The sequence below is a fragment of the Streptomyces sp. NPDC091682 genome, assembly GCF_044756625.1.
GTDB lineage: Bacteria > Actinomycetota > Actinomycetes > Streptomycetales > Streptomycetaceae > Streptomyces.
This window is the reverse complement of sequence record NZ_JBIVTH010000001.1, coordinates 908146-928483: the sequence shown is the minus strand read 5'-3', so window position 1 is coordinate 928483 and position 20338 is coordinate 908146. Positions and strand designations below refer to the sequence as shown.

Below are 20338 nucleotides of genomic sequence, written 5' to 3'. Positions count from 1 at the left end.
TCTCCCCGAACCATTCCCCTTGCACCACGAGAACGAGTCTGGCCCCACCGCTGACGCGGCGGGGCCAGAACCCAACATCTTCATCAGTTTCCTAGAAGAACCCAACTGCTTTCGGGGAATAGCTGCAATAAACGTTCTTCGTCTGCTGGTAGTGCTCCAGCATCATCTTGTGGGTCTCGCGGCCGATGCCCGACTGCTTGTATCCGCCGAATGCAGCGTGTGCCGGGTACGCGTGGTAGCAGTTCGTCCAGACGCGGCCCGCCTGGATCGCGCGGCCCGCGCGGTAGGCGGTGTTGATGTCCCGCGTCCAGATGCCCGCGCCCAGGCCGTACGCCGTGTCGTTCGCGATCCGTAGGGCATCGTCGAAGTCCTGGAACGAGGTCACCGACACCACCGGCCCGAAGATCTCCTCCTGGAAGATCCGCATGCGGTTGTCGCCCTCGAAGATGGTGGGTTGGACGTAGAAGCCGCCCGCGAGATCGCCTTCCAGTTCCCGGCGCTCGCCGCCCGTGAGGATCTTCGCGCCCTCCCGCTGGCCGATCTCCACGTACGACAGGACCTTCTTCAGCTGCTCCTCCGAGGCCTGCGCCCCGATCATCGTGTCCGTGTCCAACGGGTGCCCCGACACGATCAGTTCGGTACGGGCCACCGCCGCGTCGAGGAAGTCCCCGTACCTGCCCCGCTCGATCAGCGCACGCGACGGGCTCGTGCACACCTCGCCCTGGTTGAGGGCGAACATGGTGAAACCCTCCAAGGCCTTGTCGCGCAGGTCGTCGTCCGTGGACCAGATGTCGTCGAAGAAGAGGTTCGGGCTCTTGCCGCCGAGTTCCAGGGTGACCGGCTTCAGGTGCTCGGCCGCGTACTGCATGATCAGCCGACCGGTGGCGGTCTCCCCGGTGAAGGCGATCTTCGCCACCCGAGGACTGGACGCGAGGGGTTTGCCCGCCTCCTCCCCGAAGCCGTTGACGATGTTGACCACGCCCGGCGGCAGCAGGTCCGCCACCAGACCCAGCCAGTAGTGGACGGAGGCTGGGGTCTGCTCGGCCGGCTTGAGGACCACGGTGTTGCCCGCCGCCAGCGCCGGGGCCAGCTTCCACACCGCCATCAGGATCGGGAAGTTCCACGGGATGATCTGTCCGACCACGCCCAGCGGTTCGTGGAAGTGGTAGGCGACGGTGTCGTCGTCGATCTGGCTCAGTGCGCCCTCCTGCGCCCGCAGGGCGCCCGCGAAGTACCGGAACTGGTCCACGGCCAGGGGGAGGTCGGCCGCCAGGGTCTCCCGCACCGGCTTGCCGTTCTCCCAGGTCTCCGCGACCGCGAGGGCCTCCAGGTGCTGCTCCGTCCGGTCCGCGATGCGCAGCAGGATCGACGACCGCTCGGCGACCGACGTACGCCCCCACGCGGGCGCCGCCGCGTGGGCCGCGTCCAGCGCCCGCTCCACGTCCTCGGCCGTGCCCCGGGCGACCTCCGTGAAGACCCGGCCGTTGACGGGGGAAGGATTCTCGAAGTACCGGCCGCGGGCGGGCGGAACGTACTCGCCGCCGATGAAGTGGTCGTAGCGGGACGCGTACGACATGAGCGCCCCCTCGGTTCCGGGCGCAGCGTAGCGGGCCATGGTGTCCTCCCCTTGCCGGGCGCCGGCCGCCGTCGGACAGCGCTCGGGTGGAGGCTAGGGGCGGGCAGGTTGCGGATACGTTGCACGCCGCCGACCACCTGGGTCCGGGCGCGCGCCCAGCTCCCGGTCCAGGGCGTGCGCGTGGGCCAGCGCGGCCGGCCGGCGTTCCGGGGGCAGCGCGGCCGCCAGCGCCCGCCACGCCTGCGGGTCGTCCGCGCCCCACGGGCTGCACACCCAGTCGGTCAGCATCCCGGCATCCGCCCGTGCGATCACGGCCGCCCGAGCCTGGTCCTCGATCCGGCGCCGCAACCGGACGATGGCGGGTGCGGTGGAGCCCGGCAGCAGGGGGCCGGGGTAGTGGTGGAGGGCCGCGGACACCGCCCCGGCGGCCAACTGCCGGGTCAGGACGGTGAAATCCGCGTCCAGCGGACCGGCCGTGCGGTACGGCCTCGAAAGCGGCGCCGACGGCCCCAGCAGGGCGCGCAGCCGGGAGATCTCGGCGCGCAACGTCACGGGCGACACCGACTCGTCCTCGTACAAGGAGATCGCCAGCTCCTCGCCGGACAAGCCCTCGGGATGGTGCGCGAGCAGCGCCATGATCTCGCTGTGCCGCCGCCCGAGCCGGAGCTTGCGACCGGCGGTGACCAGCAGTGCTTCGTCCTGGCCGAGGGCGGCGAGGGTGTTCCTGGGGGCCGGCCGATCCGGTTCGAGCAGCGTCAACTGGGCTTCCGCCGCCCGGGCCACCGCCCGTACGAAGCCGAGGGAGTGCGGGTGGGCCAGGCCGTCGCCCCCGGTGATGTCCACCGCGCCCAGCAGCCTGCCCGTCCGGGGGTCCCGCACCGGGGCCGCCGCGCAGGTCCACGGGTGTACCCGGCGGCTGAAGTGTTCGGCCCCGAAGACCTGCACGGGCTCGCCCGTCGCGACCGCCGTCCCCGGTGCGTTGGTGCCCATCGCCGACTCCGCCCAGCGCGCGCCCGGGACGAAGCCGAGGCCCTCGGCCCTGCGCAGGGTTCCCTGTTCGCCCTCCACCCACAGCAGGCTGCCCCGCGCGTCGCACACCGCCAGCAGGTGGGCACCGTGCGCGGCGAACGCCCCCACGAGCTCCCGGAACAGCGGCATCACCCGGGCCAGCGGATGCTCCTCGCGGTACGAGCGCAGCTCCGCCTCCGCGAGCTCCACCCGGGGCGCGCACTCCGGGCTGAGCCGGGCCCGCGCGCACCGCCGCCAGGACCGCGCGATGACCGCCCGGACCGGACCCTCGACCCGCCCGTCCCGGGTGAACGCGGCATGTGCCCGCCGTAGTTCGCGCGTGCGCGCGGCCGGATCGGCCCCGCCCGGCAGCGCCACCGACGGATCGCCCATGTCACCCTCCCGAGGTGCCGCGGTACGGAGCTGCCGAGTTGCCGAGTTGCGGAGTTGTGGAGTTGCGGAGCTACGGCGTTGCCGATCTGTGGAGCTGTGGAGCTTCCTCATCGTCGTCCCGGTACCGGGTCCGGGCAAGGCGTACGTCGGCCAGGGCGCCGGCGGTATGCGGCCCGCGCGAGCCTCAACCTCATGGGGCGGGATCGGCCTCCAGCGCCGAGCCCGGGTCGGGGGCGGAGGGCCCCGACGGGATCCACCGACCCGCCTCGCGGCGGTACGGCCACCAGCGCCCCTCCCGGCCCAGCCGGAGCTGGCGGTCGGTGCCCGCTTCCGTCCAGCGGGCGCGGACCCGGCGGAGCACCGGAGCCTCCCCGTCCGCCCAGGCCGCGGCCAGGGCCGACCGGGCACGGGCCAGTTCGCTCCGGCCCGGCGTCCAGTCTTCCTCCAGCACCGCCAGGCCCTGGGCCGCGCCGAAGCCCCAGGCGCGTACGGCCAGTTCCATCTCGGCCCGGCTGCGCCCGGTAGCCGCCGCCAGGCGGGAACGGAGCCGAAAGTCACCGGCCTCGGCCGAGAGTCGTACGGCGTCTTGGGCGTGTGTGAGCGGGGCCGCCGGGGCGCGTTCGGCGTGTCCCGGAGTCAGCGCCTCCGCGAGCCGCCGGTGGGCCTCGGTCGCGGCCGCCTGCGCCAGGGACTCCACCGCATCCACGTCGAGTTCAGGTTTCGCATCGGTCTCCGTGTCCAGGGTCGGCGGCTGGCCCGGCGCCGGTGGCAGCCCCGGCAGCGGGGGCAGGGCAGGCAGGGCAGCGCCCGCCGCGAAGACCTCCGCCGCCGGGACCCCCTCGTCGACCGGCGCGTGCGGAGCGGCTGCTTCTGCTTCCGCTTCCACCCTGCTCCGCTCCGCCAGCTCGTCCACCAGCCCGCGCTCGCCCCGGCCCCGCAGGAGCAGCAGCACGAAGGGGTCCTGGTCCAGTAGCCGGGCCACCTGGTAGCAGAGCGCGGCCGTGTGCGGGCAGTGGTCCCACTCGCCGCAGTCGCAGCGCGGGTCGAGGTCTCCTATGCCGGGCAGCAGCTCGACCCCGGCCGCGGCGGCGTCCTCGGCGAGTTCCGGCGGCACCTCCCGGTCGAGCAGCGCCGCGATGTGCCCAGCCTCCGCGGCAGCCAGATCCAGCAGTCGGTCCCATTCCGCTTCCGTGAACTCCTGCACCAGCACGTCCGTCCGGTGCGCCGTCCCGTCCGGATCGCGCACCACCGCGGTGAGCCCGCCGGGGCGCACCGACACCGCGCCGACGGCGCCCGCGCGCGCGTACCGGCGACCCTGCTTGACCTGCGCCTCGTCGAGCGCACTGTCCTCCAGGGCGCGCAGCCAGGCACGGCCCCACCACGTGCGGGCGAAGCCGCGGCCGGGGGCGGGCGCCAGGGCCGGGAAGGTCTTCTCGTACGGCTCTCGGCTGTTCATCGCTCACTCCCCGCGAGCGGCCGGGCGCAGCGCCACGAGCTCGGCCAGTTCGGCATCGGTCAGTTCGGTCAGCGCGCCCTCGCCGCCCGCGAGGACGGCGTCGGCCAGGGCGCGTTTGCGCGCCAGGAGCTCGGCGATCCGGTCCTCGACGGTGCCCTCGGCGATGATCCGGTGGACCTGTACGGGCTGGGTCTGGCCGATGCGGTAGGCGCGGTCGGTGGCCTGTTCCTCGACGGCCGGGTTCCACCAACGGTCGAAGTGGATGACGTGTCCGGCCCGGGTGAGGTTCAGCCCGGTGCCCGCCGCCTTCAGGGACAGCAGGAAGACGGGGACCTCGCCCGCCTGGAAGCGGTCGACGAGCTCCTCGCGGCGCGGCACCGGCGTCCCGCCGTGCAGCAGTTGCGAGCTGATCCCACGGCCGGCCAGATGCTTCTCCAGGATCCTGGCCATCGTCACGTACTGGGTGAAGACCAGCACCGAGCCGCCCTCGGACAGGATGGTGTCGAGGAGTTCGTCGAGCAGCTCCAGCTTTCCGGAACGGGCGCCGCCGTCACCGGCCGCCTTGGCGCCGCGTTCCGCCGGGCCGTGCTCGCGCAGGTAGTGGGCGGGGTGGTTGCAGATCTGCTTGAGGGAGGTCAGCAGCTTGACCACCAGACCGCGCCGCTCCATCCCGTCCGCCTCCGAGATCGCGGCGAGGGTTTCGCGTACGACCGCCTCGTAGAGCGAGGTCTGTTCGCGGCTGAGGGTGACGGCGTGGTCGGTTTCGGTCTTGGGCGGCAGCTCGGGTGCGATGCCGGGGTCGGACTTCTTGCGGCGCAGCAGGAACGGCCGCACCAGAGCGGACAGCCGGGTGGCGGCCTGCGGGTCGCGGCCGCTCTCGACGGGGTCGGCGTAGCGGGACCGGAAGGTGCCGAGGCGGCCGAGCACCCCGGGTGTGGTCCAGTCGAGGAGGGCCCACAGCTCGGTGAGGTCGTTCTCGACGGGGGTGCCGGTCAGGGCCACGCGGGCCGGGGCCGGGATGGTGCGCAGGGCCTTGGCGGTGGCCGAGCGCGGGTTCTTGACGTGCTGGGCCTCGTCGGCCACGACCATGCCCCAGCGGGTGGCGGCGAGTTCGGGTGCGTGCAGGCGCATGGTGCCGTAGGTGGTGAGGACGAACCCGCCGGTCAGCCCGGCGAGGCTGCGGTCCGGGCCGTGGAAGCGGCGCACGGGGGTGCCGGGGGCGAACTTCTCGATCTCCCGCTGCCAGTTGCCCAGCAGCGAGGCCGGGCACACCACCAGGGTCGGCCCGGCGGCGGCGCCGGGGTCGGTGCCGGGAGCCTGGGGTCGGTTGCGGTGCAGGTGGAGCGCGATGAGGGTGACGGTCTTGCCGAGGCCCATGTCGTCGGCGAGGCAGGCGCCGAGGCCGAGCGAGGTCATCCGGGCCAGCCAGCGCAGACCGCGCAGCTGGTAGTCGCGCAGGGTGGCCCGCAGCTCCGGCGGCGCGTCGGGTGCGTCGGGTGCGTCGGGAGCCTCATGCGGATTGGTGGCGAGGCGCGCGCGCAGGCCCTCCAGCGGACCGGTGGCTGCTACGTCGACCCGCGTGCCGTCGATCTCCGTCGACCCGGTGAGTACGGCGGCCAGCGCGTCCGCGGCCGCGATCTTACGGTCCTGGCGGGCGAGGGCCCGGCGGGCTTCGGCGGGATCGACCAGGACCCATTGGTCGCGCAGCCGGACCAGCGGGCGCTTCGCCTCGGCGAGACGGTCGAGTTCGGCGCGGGTGAGGTCGCCCTGGTCGCCGAGGGCGTGGCGCCAACTGAAGGAGAGCAGGGCACCGGGGGAGAGCAGACCGGAGGGGCGGGCGTTCGCGGTGGTGTCGTCGGGGGAGCCGAGGACGGCCCGGGCGTTCAGGTTGCGCAGGAGCTCGCGCGGCCAGTGCACCTGGACCCCGTCGGCGGCGAGGGCGGTGGCGGCTTCGCCGAGCAGCTCCGTGACCTCCTCGTCGGCGAGTTCGACGGCGTCCGGGACGGCCGCGCCCAGCAGCGGGGTGAGTGGGGGCCACAGCCGGGAGGCACGGCGCAGGGCGCGGAGGGCGTCCATCCGGGCGCTCGGGGGGAAGGCGACCGCGGCGGCACCGGATCCGGCCCAGACGTCGGCGGCATCGGCGACGAGGGCGTCGTCGGAAAGGCTGTGCATCTGCAGGACGGCCCGGAAGACGGGGGCGGCTTCGGGAGGCTGGGCCGCGGCTGCGTCGGGGACCCGGTCGAGGGGCCGGTCGAGGACCCGGTCCAGGGCCCGGTCGAGCTCGATCCGCAAGGAGATCCGGACCCCGGCGTCATGTCCGGCGGCCACCTCGGCGGCCCATCCGCGCAGCTCGGGGTGGAGTTGCGGAGGGCGGTCGGCGTAGGCGGGGCCACCGGCGGCCGCGGGGGCGGCGGGGGAGCGGGGGAGGGCGTCGGCGATGGCGTCGAGGAAGGCCCGCAGCAACGGTTCCGGCGAGGGCAGCCGGGGCGGCCCGTCGGCGTTCAGCGGCACGCAACGGGCGGCGGGCGGCATGGCGGCGGCCAGTTCCCGGACCTCGTCGAGGTCGGCGGCCTCCAGCGGTCCGATCCGCCACGCGTCGTGGCCGGCGGGACTCAGCCCGGGCAGGAGCTGCCCGCGCGCGGCGAAGCGCAGGGCGAGCAGCGCGGCGGCGCCCCAGAACGCCGTGGCGGAGTCACCGGTTCCGTCGGTTCCGTCGGTCGGGCCGCCGGGTCCCGCCCCGGTCGCCGCGGACCGGGCGCGGGTGAGGAGGGGCAGGGCTTCGTCCACGGACAGGATGTGCGCGACCACGGTGGACCGGCGGAGGTCGGGGGAGATGACCGTGAGCTCCTCCAAGCCGCCGCCATGGGACGGGGCACCGGCATCGGCATCGGCAGGTGCCCCGGCAGGGACCCCGGCACGGGCACCGGCAGGGGCGCCGGGCGGCGTGCCGGCGGTCCGCCAGAGGGCGATCCGACCGCGGCGCGGCGGGTCGGCGGGAAGGAAGACGGCGGAGTGGTCGTGGATGAGGCCGGAGATCTCGAAGAGCACGCATTCCTCAAGTTTGACTACTTGGTGCGGGGCGGCCGAGCTTACGTCATCGAGTGTGCCCGGCGACGGGGGCGCGACCGCGCCCCGGGTCGCTTCGAAGGTCGTTCGGGTGTCGGGGAACGCGTGGTCGCGGCGGCGCGTTGAGCGGGGTAGTAGTGGTCGACGGCAGGAGGAGGTGTCCGCAGATGTCCACGAGCGGAAAGATCGCGGTTGCCGGAGTCGTGGCAGCCATCGTGCTGTTCTGGACCGTGGGGTTCTGGGCGGGGTTGCTGGTCCTGATCGGCGTGCCGGTCGCCGCCTACCTCCTGCTGGACTCCTCCCAGCGCCGTCGTCTGCGGGGTATATCCAGGAAGCAGATCGGCCGCTGACCGCGGCCGCCGCGCGCCGGCCCGGCAGGGCGGCCGGGCTCCGGCTTCGGCGCGGAGCCCGGCGAGCACGGCCGCGGGGCGGGACTCGGGCGTGTACCCGCTCGGTGCGGTGACGCCCGCAGGGCGTGGCCCGCCCGGGCGGCGGCCGGGTCAGGCGGCGCCGCTCACGAAGGCCGGGGCGGGATCCGCTTCGAGCAGCATCTGGGACGCGTGGTCCACGAGGTGTCGGAGTACCGGCAAGTAGGTCTCGTCGCCGCCCAGTTCGTCCAGGATCCGGTACCCCTCGGCGCGGAACGCGTCGATCTCGGCCCGGTACCGGTCGAGAGCGGTGGGCGTCCGCAGCAGTGCCTCCAGTTCCGCTCTGGCCTGAGGCGAGCGTCCGGCGGCCGCGCACAGGCCCAGGACGTGCTCCCGGGCATCGGGCGAGGAGTCCTCGATGACGGAGGCGAGGAGATAGGTGACCGTGCCGTTGAGCAGGTCCTCGTTGCGGCCGGACAGGATGTCTTCCTGGTCGTTGAATATTTGCCAAAGGATGCCGAAGACGTAGCCGAATTCACGCCACAGCTCCACCTTCTCGGCCGTTGTTCCGGAGAATATCGCGGCCATTGCCGTGATCATTCCGAAGGGCGCACCGGACTTGCCGCGGTACGTCTCGACCACTGATTTCCGCGAGGCGCTGCAGATGTCCCCGCGCATGTCGTCGATCTGGCCGTCGACGCCGATGATCCAGCCGTTCAGGATCTCGGCTATCAGCGCGCTGCGCGACGAGTCCGGGAGGTCCTGCGAGAGGAGGATCTGGATGGGGAGCGAGTTCCCCGTGATGACGGATGCGAGCAGCGCTTCGTTCTCGGTGAGCTCGCCGGAGATGGAGGCGCCGTTGGCGTCCGCCAGGTCGTCGAGGTAGCAGGCCGAGGTCCACCACAGCAGGTGGACGGCGGACAGCGGGATGGCCGGCCTCGGATTGCCGGTCTCTATGGCGTGCGTGAGGAGCGGCAGCACCGAGAGGGGATGTCTCAGTTTGCGGTGCTCCAAGAGCTTGGCCACTGAGTTCCTGGTCGTGCTCGCCACTGGGCCGAGCCGCTCCAGCGCGGCGTCGATCTCCGCGTCGATGTCCTGCGAGACTTCCCGGTGCAGGTCCAGGTAGGACATGGAATTCAAGAATGGCCTCCGTCGTGGAATGGGCCGCGGGCGCGGGGTGCGCGCCTTTGAGCCTCTTGACTGGCCGATTCGATCATTCTGGAGGAAGGGGATCCAGAGCGATTTCCAGCCGCCATGGCTGGTTCTTTTCGATCATGGGGAGCCGTGACGGTCCCCGCCCGGAGGCCGGCCGTCGACGAACCGCTCGGTACCGGGCGTACATCGGGCCGCTGCTGCCGCTACCGCTGCTGTCACCGCCATCGCCCACTCCGGCTCGTGTTCACGACGGGCGGACTGCGATGCGGTCCAGCGCCGTCAGCAGGTCCGGTAGATCCGGTAGGCCCGGCTGGTCCGCGTCTGCCTTGTGGGGGACCGTGAGCACCTCGCTCGGCTCCTCGTCCAGCAGGACGAAGGCCGCCTCGCCGGTGCGCGCCACGAGCGACCAGCCGGGCCCGTCCACCCGCAGCGTCCGGACCCCCTCGCCGGCGAACGAGGACCGCACCCGGCCGGGCGGCGGCGGGGTCTTCGTGTACGCCACGGCCTCCTCCAGTGCCCGTGCGAGCCCGGGGTGCGCGGCGGCAGCGGCCCCGCCGTCCGTGGCCACGCGCTCGCTCCAGTCCGCCCACTCCCGGGCGATCTGGTCCGCGCCCATCCGTCGCTGCACCGGACCCCATACGTCCGCCGAGGGCGGGGCGAGCGGTACCCGCCCAGTACCGTCCGCTCCTTGCTCGGGATCGTGCGGTTCCGGGATTCCCGACGCGGCCACCGAAAGCTCCAGTGGCCAGCCCGCCAGCGAGACCACGATCGTCCGCTCGTCGGGGGACAGGTCGTACTCCATCCCGCAGTCCCAGGAGGCGATGGCCGTCGCGACGAGCGACACGTCGTCCACGACGACCGTCCAGCGCGCGCCCTCCTCGTCCTGGCCGAGCACCAGCCCGTACCCCTCCCCGTTCGGGGCCACGCCTAGCAGGGAGCAGGCCTCGGGGAAGTCGTCGCCCAGGATGCTGGGGAACTGTGCCGGGGTCAGCAGCACGGCGGTCAGCACGTACAGCGAGCCGCCACCCTCGTCGTCGGACACCTGGCCTCCCGGTAGCTCTTTCGTCGGCGCACCTTAACCAGCGGGTAACCCGCCCGTCGAGAGCCTGCGGGACGCGATTTCCAAGGCTGCTACCTGCACGTAGAGTTGGGAACCCGCCACAGAAAGGGACACCGGTGCAGCGTTACGATCGGCTGAGGGAGATCCTCCGTCTCGATCCCGACAAGGACTTCCTCGCCATCTACCGGCTCACCGCCACCTACGAGTTCCCCTGGGACTTCACCCGCGCCCTGGAACTCGCTCTGTTCCGGACCTATGCCGTCCCGAGCATCGGTGGCCTGCTGGCCGAGACGGCCGAGTTCACCGACCGGCCCCAGAAGCGCTACGACGACACCTCGCTGCTCCTGGACGCGGTCGTCGAGCACGGCTTCGAGAGCGACACTGCGCGCACCGCCATCCGCCGTGTCAACCAGATGCACCGCAGCTACGACATCTCGAACGAGGACATGCGGTACGTCCTGTGCACCTTCGTGGTGATTCCGGCACGCTGGCTGGACGCCTACGGCTGGCGCCCGCTGACCCACCACGAGCGCCGGGCCTGCGCGAACTACTACGCCGCTCTCGGCCGCCACCTGGGCATCACGGACATCCCGGGCTCCTACGAGGAGTTCGAGATCACCCTCAACGCCTACGAAGAGGCCCACTTCGGCTGGGACGAAGGCGCCCGCAAGGTCGCCGACTCCACCCTCGACCTCATGGCCTCCTGGTACCCGGCGCCTGTCGCCCCCGCCGTGCGGCGCGCGAGCCTCGCCCTCCTCGACGAATCGCTGCTGCGCGCCTTCCGGTACGAGACCCCGCGCGCCCCGGTCCAGCGCCTCGTCCAGGGCGCCCTGCGGCTGCGCGGCCGCGCGGTACGGCTCCTGCCCCCGCGCAGGGCCCCCCACTACGCCCGCCAGAACCCGGAGATCAAGGGCTATCCGGACGGCTACGACGTGGGTGAGCTCGGCACGTTCCCCGTGCCCGGCTCGGGCGGCTGCCCCGTTCCGCATCCCCGCCGGCCCGCCGGAGCCGAGGCTCAGCCTCCGGCCTGATCCCGGGCGCCTCCGCGGACCCCGGGCGCGGGGCCGACGTACGAACGCGTTGAGGGGCGACGCACGGCCAGCACCAGGAAACGGTCGTCGTCATCGGCGTACGAGACCATGTTCCAGCCCGAACCGGTCAGCAGCGGGCCGAGGTTGTGCTCGGCCCGCATGTCCTGCGGGGTCAGTTCGCGACCGTGCCGAGCGGCGAGGGCCGCTCGCCCGATCGGGTGGAAGAGGGCGAGCCCGCCACCGGGACGGACCACCCGGGCGAGCTCGGACAGGTTCGCCCCCGGGTCGGGCAGGTGGGCGATGAGCCCGGCGGCGAACACCGCGTCGAGCACCTCGTCGCGCAGCGGCAGCCGGGCCACGTCAGCGAGCAGCAGGGCGCCCTCGGCGTCCCGCCCCGCCCGCCGCGCGGCGGCCAGCATCTGCGGGGTGAGGTCCACGCCGAGAACGGTTCCGGACGGTCCGACGGCGGCCCGCAGCGCGGTCATGGCCCGCCCGGTGCCACAGCCCGCGTCGAGCACGCGGTCCCCGGGCCGCAGTCCGAACTCGGTCACGGCGGTGGTGAACGCGGGCCCGTCCCCGGGAAACCTGCGGTCCCAGTCCGCCGCACGCGCCCCGAAGAACTCCTGCACGTGTGTGTGGTCTTCGCTCATGCGCCCATGATCCCCCACGGGCACCCGCCCGGGTGCCCGCGCGCCTGCGGACCGTGTGCAAGCTGGAACGTGGTGTGATCGAAGGCGAACGTAGCTCTGTCATATTCCAGCAGTTCCAGCTGCTTTCGAAATGCGCCCCCTGTTCGCGCCCTCACCCGGACTAGCGTCCCGTGGCCATGGGACACCTGGGACATCTGGACCACGCCGCCTACGGCTGGCTGACACCCGCGCTGTCATATGTGATGGCATCGATCGGCGCCGCTCTCGGGCTGCGCTGTACCGTCCGGGCTCTCGCCACGACCGGAGCCTCCCGCCGCAACTGGCTCCTCACCGCGGCCTCCGCCATCGGCACCGGTATCTGGACCATGCACTTCGTCGCCATGCTCGGCTTCGAGGTCACGGGCACCGAGATCCACTACGACGTGCCCCTCACGATCCTCAGCCTGCTCGTCGCCGTGCTGGTGGTGGGCGCCGGAGTCTTTGCCGTCGGCTACGGAAAGGACCGCGGCCGGTCCCTCGTACTGGGCGGCCTGACCACCGGACTCGGCGTCGCCAGCATGCACTACCTGGGCATGGCGGCCCTGCGTCTGCACGGCGACGTCTCCTACGATCCGCTCACCGTCGGACTCTCCGTCGCCATCGCCGTGATTGCGGCGACCGCCGCCCTGTGGGCCGCGCTCAACATCAAGTCCCCGGTGGCGGTCGCCGTCGCCTCGCTCGTCATGGGCGCCGCCGTGAGCAGCATGCACTACACGGGGATGATGGCCGTCGCCGTCAGCGTCAGCCCCTCGGACGCGGCCCTTCCCGGCGCCACGGCCATGCAGTTCATCTTCCCGCTCGCCGTCGGGTTGGGCTCCTACCTGTTCATCACCGCGGCCTTCGTCGCGCTGTCCCCGACGGTCGACGGGCCCGCCGCCTCCCCGTCGGCCCGGCACCTGGGGGAGCACACCGCGACCGCGCACTGACCCCGTACTGACCGCGCACCCGTGGCCCGCGCACCCGTGGCCCGTGCCGATTCCACGGCTTCGCCCCGGCGCGTACCGGCCACCGCCCCACCGCTCCATCACCCACCGCTGCATCACCCCACCTGTCCTTCCGCCCCACCCGTCCCCTTCGCCACACCCGCCACACCGCACCCGTAGGCACCGCCCGGAACGAGGAGCCCATGCGAACACCCCGCAGAAGACCGGAAGCAGCGGCGCCGCGGATGCCCGCGCCCCCGGCACGCGGACGCCGGGCCCACGCCGGTCCGCCGGCCGAGGAACCGGCGGAGCTCCGGGACGACCGGCCCGACCCGCCCCCCGCGCGCACGAGCGGATCCCGGCCGCGGTTGCGGCTGCGCCCCGCCACCGTCCGCGCGAAGATCGTTTCGCTGCTGATGGTCCCGGTCGTCTCGCTCCTCGCCCTCTGGGCCTTCGCCACCGTCAACACCGCCCAGGACATGGCCCGGCTCAGCCGAGTCCACCAGGTCGACACCGAGATCCGCACGCCCGTCGCCGCAGCCGTCACCGAGCTCCAGGCGGAGCGGCGGGTAGCGGTCCGTCTGCTCGCCGACCCCGCCTCCGACCCGGGCGCCCTGGACCAGCAGGCCCGCCGGACCGACGCCGCCGTCCAGCGGCTGCGGCTCGGTGACCAGCACACGGTCGCCGACTCCGGCGACTACCGCTCCGACATCGTGGTGCGGCTCGAGGCCTTCGTAGCCGCGGCCGAAAGCCTGGGCGCGTCGCGCAAGGACATCACCGACCGCCGGGCCACCCCCGAGGCGGCCTACACCATCTACACCCGCGTGGTCGATTCCGCCTTCGCCGTCGGAGGCGCCCTGACCGGCGGGGAGAAGGCCGAACTCGGCCCCGACGCCCGGGTCCTGCTCGAATTCTCCCGCGCCGCGGAACTGCTGTCCCGGGAGGACGCGCTGCTCGCCGCCCCCGGCCCGCGCACGGCCGAAACGCTTCGGCAGCTGACCGGCGCCGTCGAGTCCCGCCGCGCGCTCACCGACTCCGCCGCTCACGACCTCCCCGCCGACCAGCAGGCCGTCTGGGAGTCCGCCGCCAAGAGCGCCGCCTACGCCGATCTCACCGGAGCCGAGGACCGCGCGCTGGCGGCGGGCACCTCCAAGGAGAGCCGCGGGGCGCCCGCGGGATGGGAAGCCGCCCACAACGGCATCGCCTCCTCGATGAGGGAGGTCGAGGCGGCTGCACGGGCCGCGGTCGCCGGCCGGGCCGACCCGTTCACGGAAGGGGCGCTGACCCCGGCCGGGGCCGCCGTGCTGCTGGGCCTGGCGGCCGTCGCCGCCTCCCTCGTCATCTCGGTCCGGATCGGCCGGGCACTGGTCGTCGAACTCGTCTCGCTGCGCAACACCGCCCTGGAGATCGCCCACCGCAAACTCCCGCAGGCGATGGAACGGCTGCGCGCCGGCCAGGAGATCGACGTCGCCGCCGAGACCCCGCCCGGGCCGCCGGCCGAGGACGAGATCACCCAGGTCGGTGAGGCGCTCGGCACCGTACACCGGGCCGCGCTCAGCGCCGCCGTCGAACGGGCGGAACTCGCCGACGGGATCTCCGGTGTCTTCGTCAACCTCGCCCGCCGCAGCCAGGTCCTCGTGCACCGGCAGCTCACCCTGCTCGACTCGATGGAGCGGCGCGCCGACGACCCCAACGAGCTCGGTGACCTCTTCCGCCTCGACCACCTGACCACCCGGATGCGCCGGCACGCGGAAAGCCTGATCATCCTCTCGGGGGCCGCCCCGGGCCGGGCCTGGCGGATGCCGGTCCCCCTCACGAACGTCGTGCGGGCCGCCGTCTCCGAGATCGAGGACTACCCGCGGATCGAGGTCCGGCAGCTCGCGGAAGCCGCCGTGGTCGGGGGAGCCGTCGCCGACCTCACCCACCTGCTCGCCGAACTCATCGAGAACGCGGCCCAGTTCTCCCCGCCGCACACCAAGGTCCGGGTCAGTGGCGAGCCCGTCGGTACCGGTTACGTCCTGGAGGTCGAGGACCGTGGACTCGGCATGGGCCCCGAATCCCTCGGCGACGCCAACCGCCGCATCGAGCAGTCCGAGTCCCTCGACCTCTTCGACAGCGACCGGCTCGGGCTCTTCGTGGTCAGTCGCCTCTCGGCGCGCCACGGGGTGAAGGTGCACCTGCGCACCTCGCCCTACGGCGGCACCACGGCGGTGGTGCTCCTGCCGAATTCCATGCTCCAGGGCGCGATCACGACCGGAGCCCCTGCGGGAGCCGCTGCCCCAGGCTCGGTCCCGGTCCCCGGCGCGGCCCCGGAACCGGTCCCGGCGCCCGGCCCGGAGCCGTCAGCCCTCGCTCCGGTCCGGTCCACGTCCCGGTCCACGTCCGCGTCCAGGTCCCCTTCCAAGTCAACCTCCAAGTCCACGTCCCCGTCCCCCGCCCCCTCCTCCGCTCCGGCGCCGAAGACAGCCGGGAGGGCCGAACAGCCACCGGCCGTGACCGTCGTACGGGAAGACGCGCAGTCCGAGGCCCCGGCCCCGAACCCCGTACGAGAGGAGCCGCGCCCGGCCCCGGTGGCTTCGCTCCGGCCGCGCGCCCCCGGTGGCGCGGACGCCCGTACCCAGGCGGCCGCGGTGCCTGCGGCCTCGGTGACGGAGCTGCCGCGCCGGGTGCGTCAGGCCAGTCTCGTCCCGCAGCTCCGGGAGGCCCCCGCCCCGAAGGCCCCGGCCGCATCGCGCCTGCCCGAGGAGCCGTCGGGCCGCAGTCCGGAGCAGGCTCGGGACCGGATGGCGGCCTACCGGGCCGGCTGGGTCCGGGGCGCCCAGGAGAACTCCCCTCACGCAGGCAGCGAAGGAGAAGTGTGATGATCGAACACCAATGGATCGACCTCGACGGCGACCGCAGATCCGGCGAGCTGGACTGGTTGCTCGACGACCTGGTGCTCCGGGTGCGCGAGGTCCGGCATGCCGTGGTCCTCTCCAACGACGGCCTGGCGGTGGGCGCCTCCAGCGCGCTCAGCCGGGAGGACGCCGAGCACCTGGCCGCGGTGGCCTCCGGCTTCCACAGCCTGGCCAAGGGCGCGGGCCGGCACTTCCACGTCGGGGAAGTGCGCCAGACGATGGTCGAGATGGACGAGGGCTTCCTCTTCGTCGCAGCCGCCGGCGATGGTTCCTGCCTGGCCGTCCTCAGCGCCGCCAGTGCCGATATCGGCCTGATCGCCTACGAGATGGCCCGGCTCGTGAAGCGGGTCGGCGAGCACCTCTACACCCCGCCCCGGTTCGCGGCGCGCCCGCCGGCCGCCGGCTGAGGGCGGCGGTCCGGCACATGAACGGCCAGTGGTACGACGCCGACGCGGGTCCGCTCGTCCGTCCGTACGCCATGACCGGCGGGCGCACGAAGCCGGGACCCCACGGGGTGCGCTTCGACCTCATCGCGCTGGTCGCGGTCGACCCGGCGGCCCCGGACGGGGCGGCCGAGTCCCTGCTGGGCCCCGAACACCGGGCACTGCTCGGGCTCTGCCGGTCCGAGACCCAGTCGGTGGCCGAACTGGCCGCCGACGCGGACCTGCCCGTGGGAGTGGTGCGGGTGCTCCTCGGGGACCTGCTGGAGGGCGGGCACGTCAAGGTCAGCCGGCCCGTACCACCCGCACAACTGCCGGACGAGCGGATTCTGCGTGAAGTCATCGAGGGATTGAGAGCGCTTTGATGGGACAGTACGACGATCGAACTGCCGGACCGGCCCCGGCCCCGGTCCAGGACGCGGGCGTGGATCCCGGTCCGGGGGAAGACCCCGAGCTGGCCGCACTCGCCCTGAAGATCCTGGTGGCGGGCGGGTTCGGGGTGGGCAAGACCACGCTGGTGGGCGCGGTCAGCGAGATCCGGCCGCTGCGGACGGAGGAAGCGCTGAGCGAGGCGGGTGAACTGGTCGACGACACGGGCGGCGTGGACCAGAAGACGACCACGACGGTGGCCATGGACTTCGGGCGGATCACGATCCGGTCCGGATTGTCCCTGTACCTGTTCGGCACGCCGGGGCAGGACCGGTTCTGGTTCTTGTGGGACGAGCTGTCGCTCGGCGCGCTGGGCGCGGTGGTCCTGGCCGACACGCGGCGGCTGGAGGACTGCTTTCCGGCGGTGGACTACTTCGAGCACCGGCGCATCCCGTTCGTGGTGGCCGTCAACTGCTTCACGGACGCACGGCGGTACGGAGCGCACGACGTCGCGCGGGCCCTGGACCTGGAACAGGGGACGCCGGTGGTGCTGTGCGACGCGCGGGACCGGGATTCGGGGAAGGAAGTGCTGATCCGGCTGGTCGAGTACGCCGGGCGGGTGCACACCGCCCGGCTGCTGGACTCGGTGGGCTCGCAGGCCGATTCCGTCTGAAGGGGACGGGGCGGCGGCGACGGGTGTCAGTCGGCGAGGTCGGCGAGCGCGATCACCTTGTCGATCGGGACCCTGACGAGGAGTTCGGTCGGGACGGCGTTGCGGCGGGCGAAGGCCTCCCCCTGCTCCTCACCCATGTAGCGGGTGGCGATCCGGGCCGCCCAGGCGTGCAGTTCGTCCGGGCCGTCGCCGTACTCGCTGATCTCGGCTCGGCCCTGGAGGACGACGAAGGAGAAGGGCGGCCGTTCGTCGTCCACGCAGAGCGCGACCCGGCCGTCGCGGGTGAGGTTGCGCCCTTTGACGGTGTCCTTTCCGGTGTTGAAAACGAAGGAATCGCCGTCGAGCACGAACCAAATGGGAGCGATGTGCGGACTACCGTCCTCGCGCACGGTGGAGAGCTTTCCGGTGCGGGTCGAGTGCGAGACGAACGCCCGCCATTCCTCTTCAGTCATCTTCTTCGCCATGGGGACATCCTCCTTGCCCGAAAGGCGCTGGTGGGGAAGGCTTGCGGCACAAGTACGCGGGGTGGGGCGCGGCCATATGGCCGACGTCAACGGGGAGGGGCTGGGAATGGCACTGGACAAGCAACTGGACTGGCTGCTGGACGACCTGACGCGCAGGGTCCAGCAGGTGCGGCACGCGGTGGTGCTGTCCAACGACGGCCTGGTCACGGGGGCGAGCGCGGGGTTGGCGCGGGAGGACGCGGAACACCTGGCGGCTGTCGCGGCCGGACTGCAGAGCCTTGCCAAGGGGTCCGGCCGCCACTTCCGGGCCGGTGAAGTCCGGCAGACGATGGTCGAGTACGACGAAGGAGCGCTCTTCGTCATGGCCGCGGGCGCGGGCAGCAGCCTGTGCGTGTTGAGCGCCGCCGAGTCCGACATCGGTCAGGTCGCGTACGAGATGACGCTGCTGGTCAACCGGGTGGGGGAGCACCTGGGTGTTGCGGAGCGGCGGATCACCGGCGGCTGAGCGGGGCCGATTCGGGCGCCGCCCGGGAAGTTGTCCACAGGCCTCGCGGAGTGTCATTGCGCTGAGTTACGGTCTTCACACAGAGTAATCATTGCTCGTGGGGGAGGACCGTAATGAAGCAGATGGGGACCGCACTTCGGGACGCCGTGGCCGACGACGCCGTGGCCGACGGCGCCGCGGACGTGCTGGTGGGCGGCGCGCAGGCCGCAGGTGAACTGGGGCTGAGCCGGAACGAGTTCGCCAGGGCCGTCCAGCTGGGGATCGTGCGCGCCGGTCCGCGCACGCTCGCCGGGCCCGCGCGCTACGCACGGGCCGAGCTGGATCGGGTCAGGTCGGTGACGGGCCCGCCGGGCGCGCTGCGCGAGCGGGTCGAGACGGTGGCCGGGGCGGAGGCCGCGGCCGAGGTGGTGGGGGTCGGCCCGAGCCGCTTCACGCGGCTCGCGCGCTGCGGGCACGTGGTCCCGGTCGGCTACCGGATCAATCGGTACCGGGCCGTGGTGTGGCTCTACCTCACCGCGGAGCTACGGAGCTTCGCCGCGCGGGATCCGGGAATGCTGAGCGGGATCGCGCCCCCGGCGGACCGGGAACTGATGGCGGCCAAGGTGGATCTGCGCCCGCGCACGTGGCGCGGGCGGCATGTCGGGCTGCTGCTGAGACGAACCGCCGACCCGTGGGAGCGCGCCGCCGTACTGGCATCCGTGCTGCCCGAGGACGAGTTGCTGGAGGCCGTTCCCGACCCGGCGGAGCGGATCGTCCTGGCCGCCCTCGGCCCGCCCCCGCCGTACGGGCACCCGCAGGTTCCGGCGGCAGCCGCGGTGGCGACGGGGTTGCTGAAGGCCGGCCCGCCGGACGAGATCCACTGGTATCGCACCAGCTTGGACTTCGCCCTGGCGGGGGCGAGGGGTCAGTCGAAGTCGACGGGCGAGAGGGGGCCGACGTAGACCCAGGCCCCGCCCTCGCGGGTGAAGCTGCTGTGCTCGTGCAGCGAGCCGGTGTGACGGCCCTCGCGGTAGTGCGCGCGGAACTCCACCGAGCCCTCCGTCTCGAACATCCCGCCTCGCTCGGTGGCCAGGATCTCCAGCCGCTCCCAGCGCTGTTCGGGATCCAGGTCGAGGTGGTCCGGACGGGTGGTGGGGTGCCAGGAGCGCAGCAGGTAGGCGGTGTCGCCGACGGCGAAGGCACTGAACCGCGAGCGCATCAGCCGCTCGGCGGTGGGCGCCGAGCGAGCACCGGAGTGAAAGGGGCCGCAGCACTCCGGGTAGGCGGCGGGCAGCCCGCAGGGGCAGGGGACGGCAGGGGTGGACATGGGTGTGCTCAGTTCTCCGGGGCGGGCTCGGACGGCTTGGCGGGGTACGGACGGAAGAGGCCTTCCTGGACGACGGACACCAGCAATCTTCCCTCCACGTCGTAGATGCGGCCCCGGGCCAGGCCCCGGCCGCCGTGCGCGATGGGCGACTCCTGGTCGTACAGGAACCACTCGTCCGCCCGGAAGGGTCGGTGGAACCACATGGCGTGGTCCAGCGAGGCCATGTCGAAACCGCGCATGCCCCACAGGGGTTCCACCGGGATGCGTACGGCGTCGAGGAGGGTCATGTCACTTGCGTAGGTGAGGGCGCAGGTGTGGATGAGGGGGTCGTCGCCCAGCGGGCCGACCGCACGCATCCACACCGCGCTGCGCGGATCGGATCCCTTGAGCTCCTCAGGAGTCCAGCGGAGCCGGTTGACGTACCGGATGTCGAAGGGCTGGCGGCGGGCCATCCGCTCCAGTGCCTCCGGCAGCGCCCCGAGGTGCTCGCGGATCTCGTCCGCGACCTTGGGGAGCGTGTCCGGGTGGGGGACGTGGTGAGGAGGCAGCTGGTGTTCGATGCTGCCCTCCTCCGGATGATGGAAGGAGGCGGTGAGATTGAAGATCGTCTTGCCCTGTTGGACCGCGGTGACCCGGCGCGTGGTGAAGGACCGCCCGTCGCGCACCCGCTCCACCTGGTACACGATCGGCACCCCGGGGATGCCGGGGCGCAGGAAGTACGCGTGCAGCGAGTGGACCGGGCGGTCGCTCTCCACGGTGCGCCCCGCGGCCACCAGCGCCTGGCCGGCGACCTGCCCGCCGAAGACCCGCTGGAGGGATTCCTGCGGGCTGGCGCCGCGGAAGATGTTGACCTCGATCTGCTCCAGGTCGAGCAGATCGACCAGTCTCTCGGCGGGGTTCGTCATCAGAGGATCTCCAGTGTCGGGTCCGGCGAGTCGGGCGGGTACGGCGAGTCGGAC

The 20338-nt window shown here is 72.7% G+C and carries 19 protein-coding genes; 9 read left to right on the top strand and 10 right to left on the bottom strand.

Features of this window, described 5'->3' with window-relative positions:
• Nucleotides 1–91: 91 nt before the first annotated feature.
• From ACIQK6_RS04415 to ACIQK6_RS04400, 4 genes are all read right to left on the bottom strand, one after another.
• A complete protein-coding gene (locus tag ACIQK6_RS04415) occupies nt 92–1615 on the bottom strand; it encodes an aldehyde dehydrogenase family protein (RefSeq protein WP_329105059.1) in 1524 nt (507 codons plus the stop codon).
• Nucleotides 1616–1669: 54 nt separating this feature from the next.
• A complete protein-coding gene (locus ACIQK6_RS04410; protein WP_329105061.1) occupies nt 1670–2977 on the bottom strand; it encodes a GAF domain-containing protein in 1308 nt (435 codons plus the stop codon).
• A 190-nt stretch (nt 2978–3167) separates the two neighbouring features.
• Nucleotides 3168–4433 carry an SWF or SNF family helicase gene (locus ACIQK6_RS04405; protein WP_402694268.1) on the bottom strand — a complete coding sequence of 422 codons (1266 nt, stop codon included), beginning with the start codon at nt 4431–4433 and terminating at the stop codon, nt 3168–3170.
• Between the two features lie 3 nt (nt 4434–4436).
• Entirely contained in the window at nt 4437–7481 is a 3045-nt protein-coding gene (locus tag ACIQK6_RS04400; RefSeq protein ID WP_402694267.1) for a DEAD/DEAH box helicase, read from the bottom strand.
• Nucleotides 7482–7666: 185 nt separating this feature from the next.
• Between ACIQK6_RS04400 and ACIQK6_RS04395 the strand changes: the two genes are divergently transcribed.
• Nucleotides 7667–7849 (top strand): hypothetical protein, encoded by a 183-nt coding sequence (locus ACIQK6_RS04395; protein WP_202202783.1) that lies wholly within the window; start codon nt 7667–7669, stop codon nt 7847–7849.
• A gap of 150 nt (nt 7850–7999) precedes the next feature.
• Here the strand turns inward: ACIQK6_RS04395 and ACIQK6_RS04390 are convergent, their stop codons facing one another.
• Nucleotides 8000–8998, bottom strand: coding sequence for a polyprenyl synthetase family protein (locus tag ACIQK6_RS04390; protein ID WP_329108151.1), 999 nt, complete (start codon nt 8996–8998; stop codon nt 8000–8002).
• A gap of 268 nt (nt 8999–9266) precedes the next feature.
• On the bottom strand, nt 9267–10064 hold the full coding sequence (locus ACIQK6_RS04385; RefSeq protein ID WP_329105066.1) for a hypothetical protein: 798 nt from the start codon (nt 10062–10064) through the stop codon (nt 9267–9269).
• Between the two features lie 134 nt (nt 10065–10198).
• Here ACIQK6_RS04385 and ACIQK6_RS04380 point away from each other — a divergent pair, with 134 nt between their 5' ends.
• Nucleotides 10199–11113 carry an oxygenase MpaB family protein gene (locus tag ACIQK6_RS04380; RefSeq protein WP_329105069.1) on the top strand — a complete coding sequence of 305 codons (915 nt, stop codon included), beginning with the start codon at nt 10199–10201 and terminating at the stop codon, nt 11111–11113.
• Here the strand turns inward: ACIQK6_RS04380 and ACIQK6_RS04375 are convergent.
• Nucleotides 11098–11763 (bottom strand): methyltransferase domain-containing protein, encoded by a 666-nt coding sequence (locus tag ACIQK6_RS04375; protein ID WP_329105072.1) that lies wholly within the window; start codon nt 11761–11763, stop codon nt 11098–11100. The two genes, ACIQK6_RS04380 and ACIQK6_RS04375, sit on opposite strands and share 16 nt — an antisense overlap.
• Before the next feature lie 185 nt (nt 11764–11948).
• Here ACIQK6_RS04375 and ACIQK6_RS04370 point away from each other — a divergent pair, with 185 nt between their 5' ends.
• From ACIQK6_RS04370 to ACIQK6_RS04350, 5 genes are all read left to right on the top strand, one after another.
• The gene (locus ACIQK6_RS04370; protein WP_329108153.1) at nt 11949–12728 is read left to right on the top strand and encodes an MHYT domain-containing protein; all 780 of its coding nucleotides are present in this window, start codon (nt 11949–11951) and stop codon (nt 12726–12728) included.
• Between the two features lie 200 nt (nt 12729–12928).
• Nucleotides 12929–15586 (top strand): nitrate- and nitrite sensing domain-containing protein, encoded by a 2658-nt coding sequence (locus ACIQK6_RS04365; protein ID WP_329105074.1) that lies wholly within the window; start codon nt 12929–12931, stop codon nt 15584–15586.
• A complete protein-coding gene (locus tag ACIQK6_RS04360) occupies nt 15586–16029 on the top strand; it encodes a roadblock/LC7 domain-containing protein (protein ID WP_329105076.1) in 444 nt (147 codons plus the stop codon). The genes ACIQK6_RS04365 and ACIQK6_RS04360 overlap by 1 nt, the downstream gene beginning before the upstream one ends.
• A 17-nt stretch (nt 16030–16046) precedes the next feature.
• Nucleotides 16047–16427 (top strand): DUF742 domain-containing protein, encoded by a 381-nt coding sequence (locus ACIQK6_RS04355; RefSeq protein ID WP_402694266.1) that lies wholly within the window; start codon nt 16047–16049, stop codon nt 16425–16427.
• Nucleotides 16427–17104: an ATP/GTP-binding protein gene (locus ACIQK6_RS04350; protein ID WP_329105080.1), complete on the top strand. Its 678-nt coding sequence runs from the start codon at nt 16427–16429 to the stop codon at nt 17102–17104. Before ACIQK6_RS04355 ends, ACIQK6_RS04350 begins: the two co-directional genes overlap by 1 nt.
• Before the next feature lie 26 nt (nt 17105–17130).
• Here the strand turns inward: ACIQK6_RS04350 and ACIQK6_RS04345 are convergent, their stop codons facing one another.
• On the bottom strand, nt 17131–17568 hold the full coding sequence (locus tag ACIQK6_RS04345; protein ID WP_329105081.1) for a PPOX class F420-dependent oxidoreductase: 438 nt from the start codon (nt 17566–17568) through the stop codon (nt 17131–17133).
• Nucleotides 17569–17674: 106 nt separating this feature from the next.
• On the opposite strand from ACIQK6_RS04345, the gene ACIQK6_RS04340 reads away from it, so the two are divergent.
• Together ACIQK6_RS04340 and ACIQK6_RS04335 are read left to right on the top strand one after the other, a co-directional pair.
• Nucleotides 17675–18073, top strand: coding sequence for a roadblock/LC7 domain-containing protein (locus ACIQK6_RS04340; protein WP_189734290.1), 399 nt, complete (start codon nt 17675–17677; stop codon nt 18071–18073).
• A 113-nt stretch (nt 18074–18186) separates the two neighbouring features.
• Nucleotides 18187–19014, top strand: coding sequence for a DUF6397 family protein (locus ACIQK6_RS04335; RefSeq protein ID WP_329105084.1), 828 nt, complete (start codon nt 18187–18189; stop codon nt 19012–19014).
• Here ACIQK6_RS04335 and ACIQK6_RS04330 read toward each other — a convergent pair.
• Nucleotides 18978–19379, bottom strand: coding sequence for a YchJ family metal-binding protein (locus tag ACIQK6_RS04330; RefSeq protein ID WP_329105085.1), 402 nt, complete (start codon nt 19377–19379; stop codon nt 18978–18980). The two genes, ACIQK6_RS04335 and ACIQK6_RS04330, sit on opposite strands and share 37 nt — an antisense overlap.
• 8 nt (nt 19380–19387) lie before the next feature.
• Nucleotides 19388–20284 (bottom strand): acyl-CoA thioesterase II, encoded by an 897-nt coding sequence (locus ACIQK6_RS04325; protein WP_030009151.1) that lies wholly within the window; start codon nt 20282–20284, stop codon nt 19388–19390.
• Nucleotides 20285–20338 lie beyond the last annotated feature (54 nt).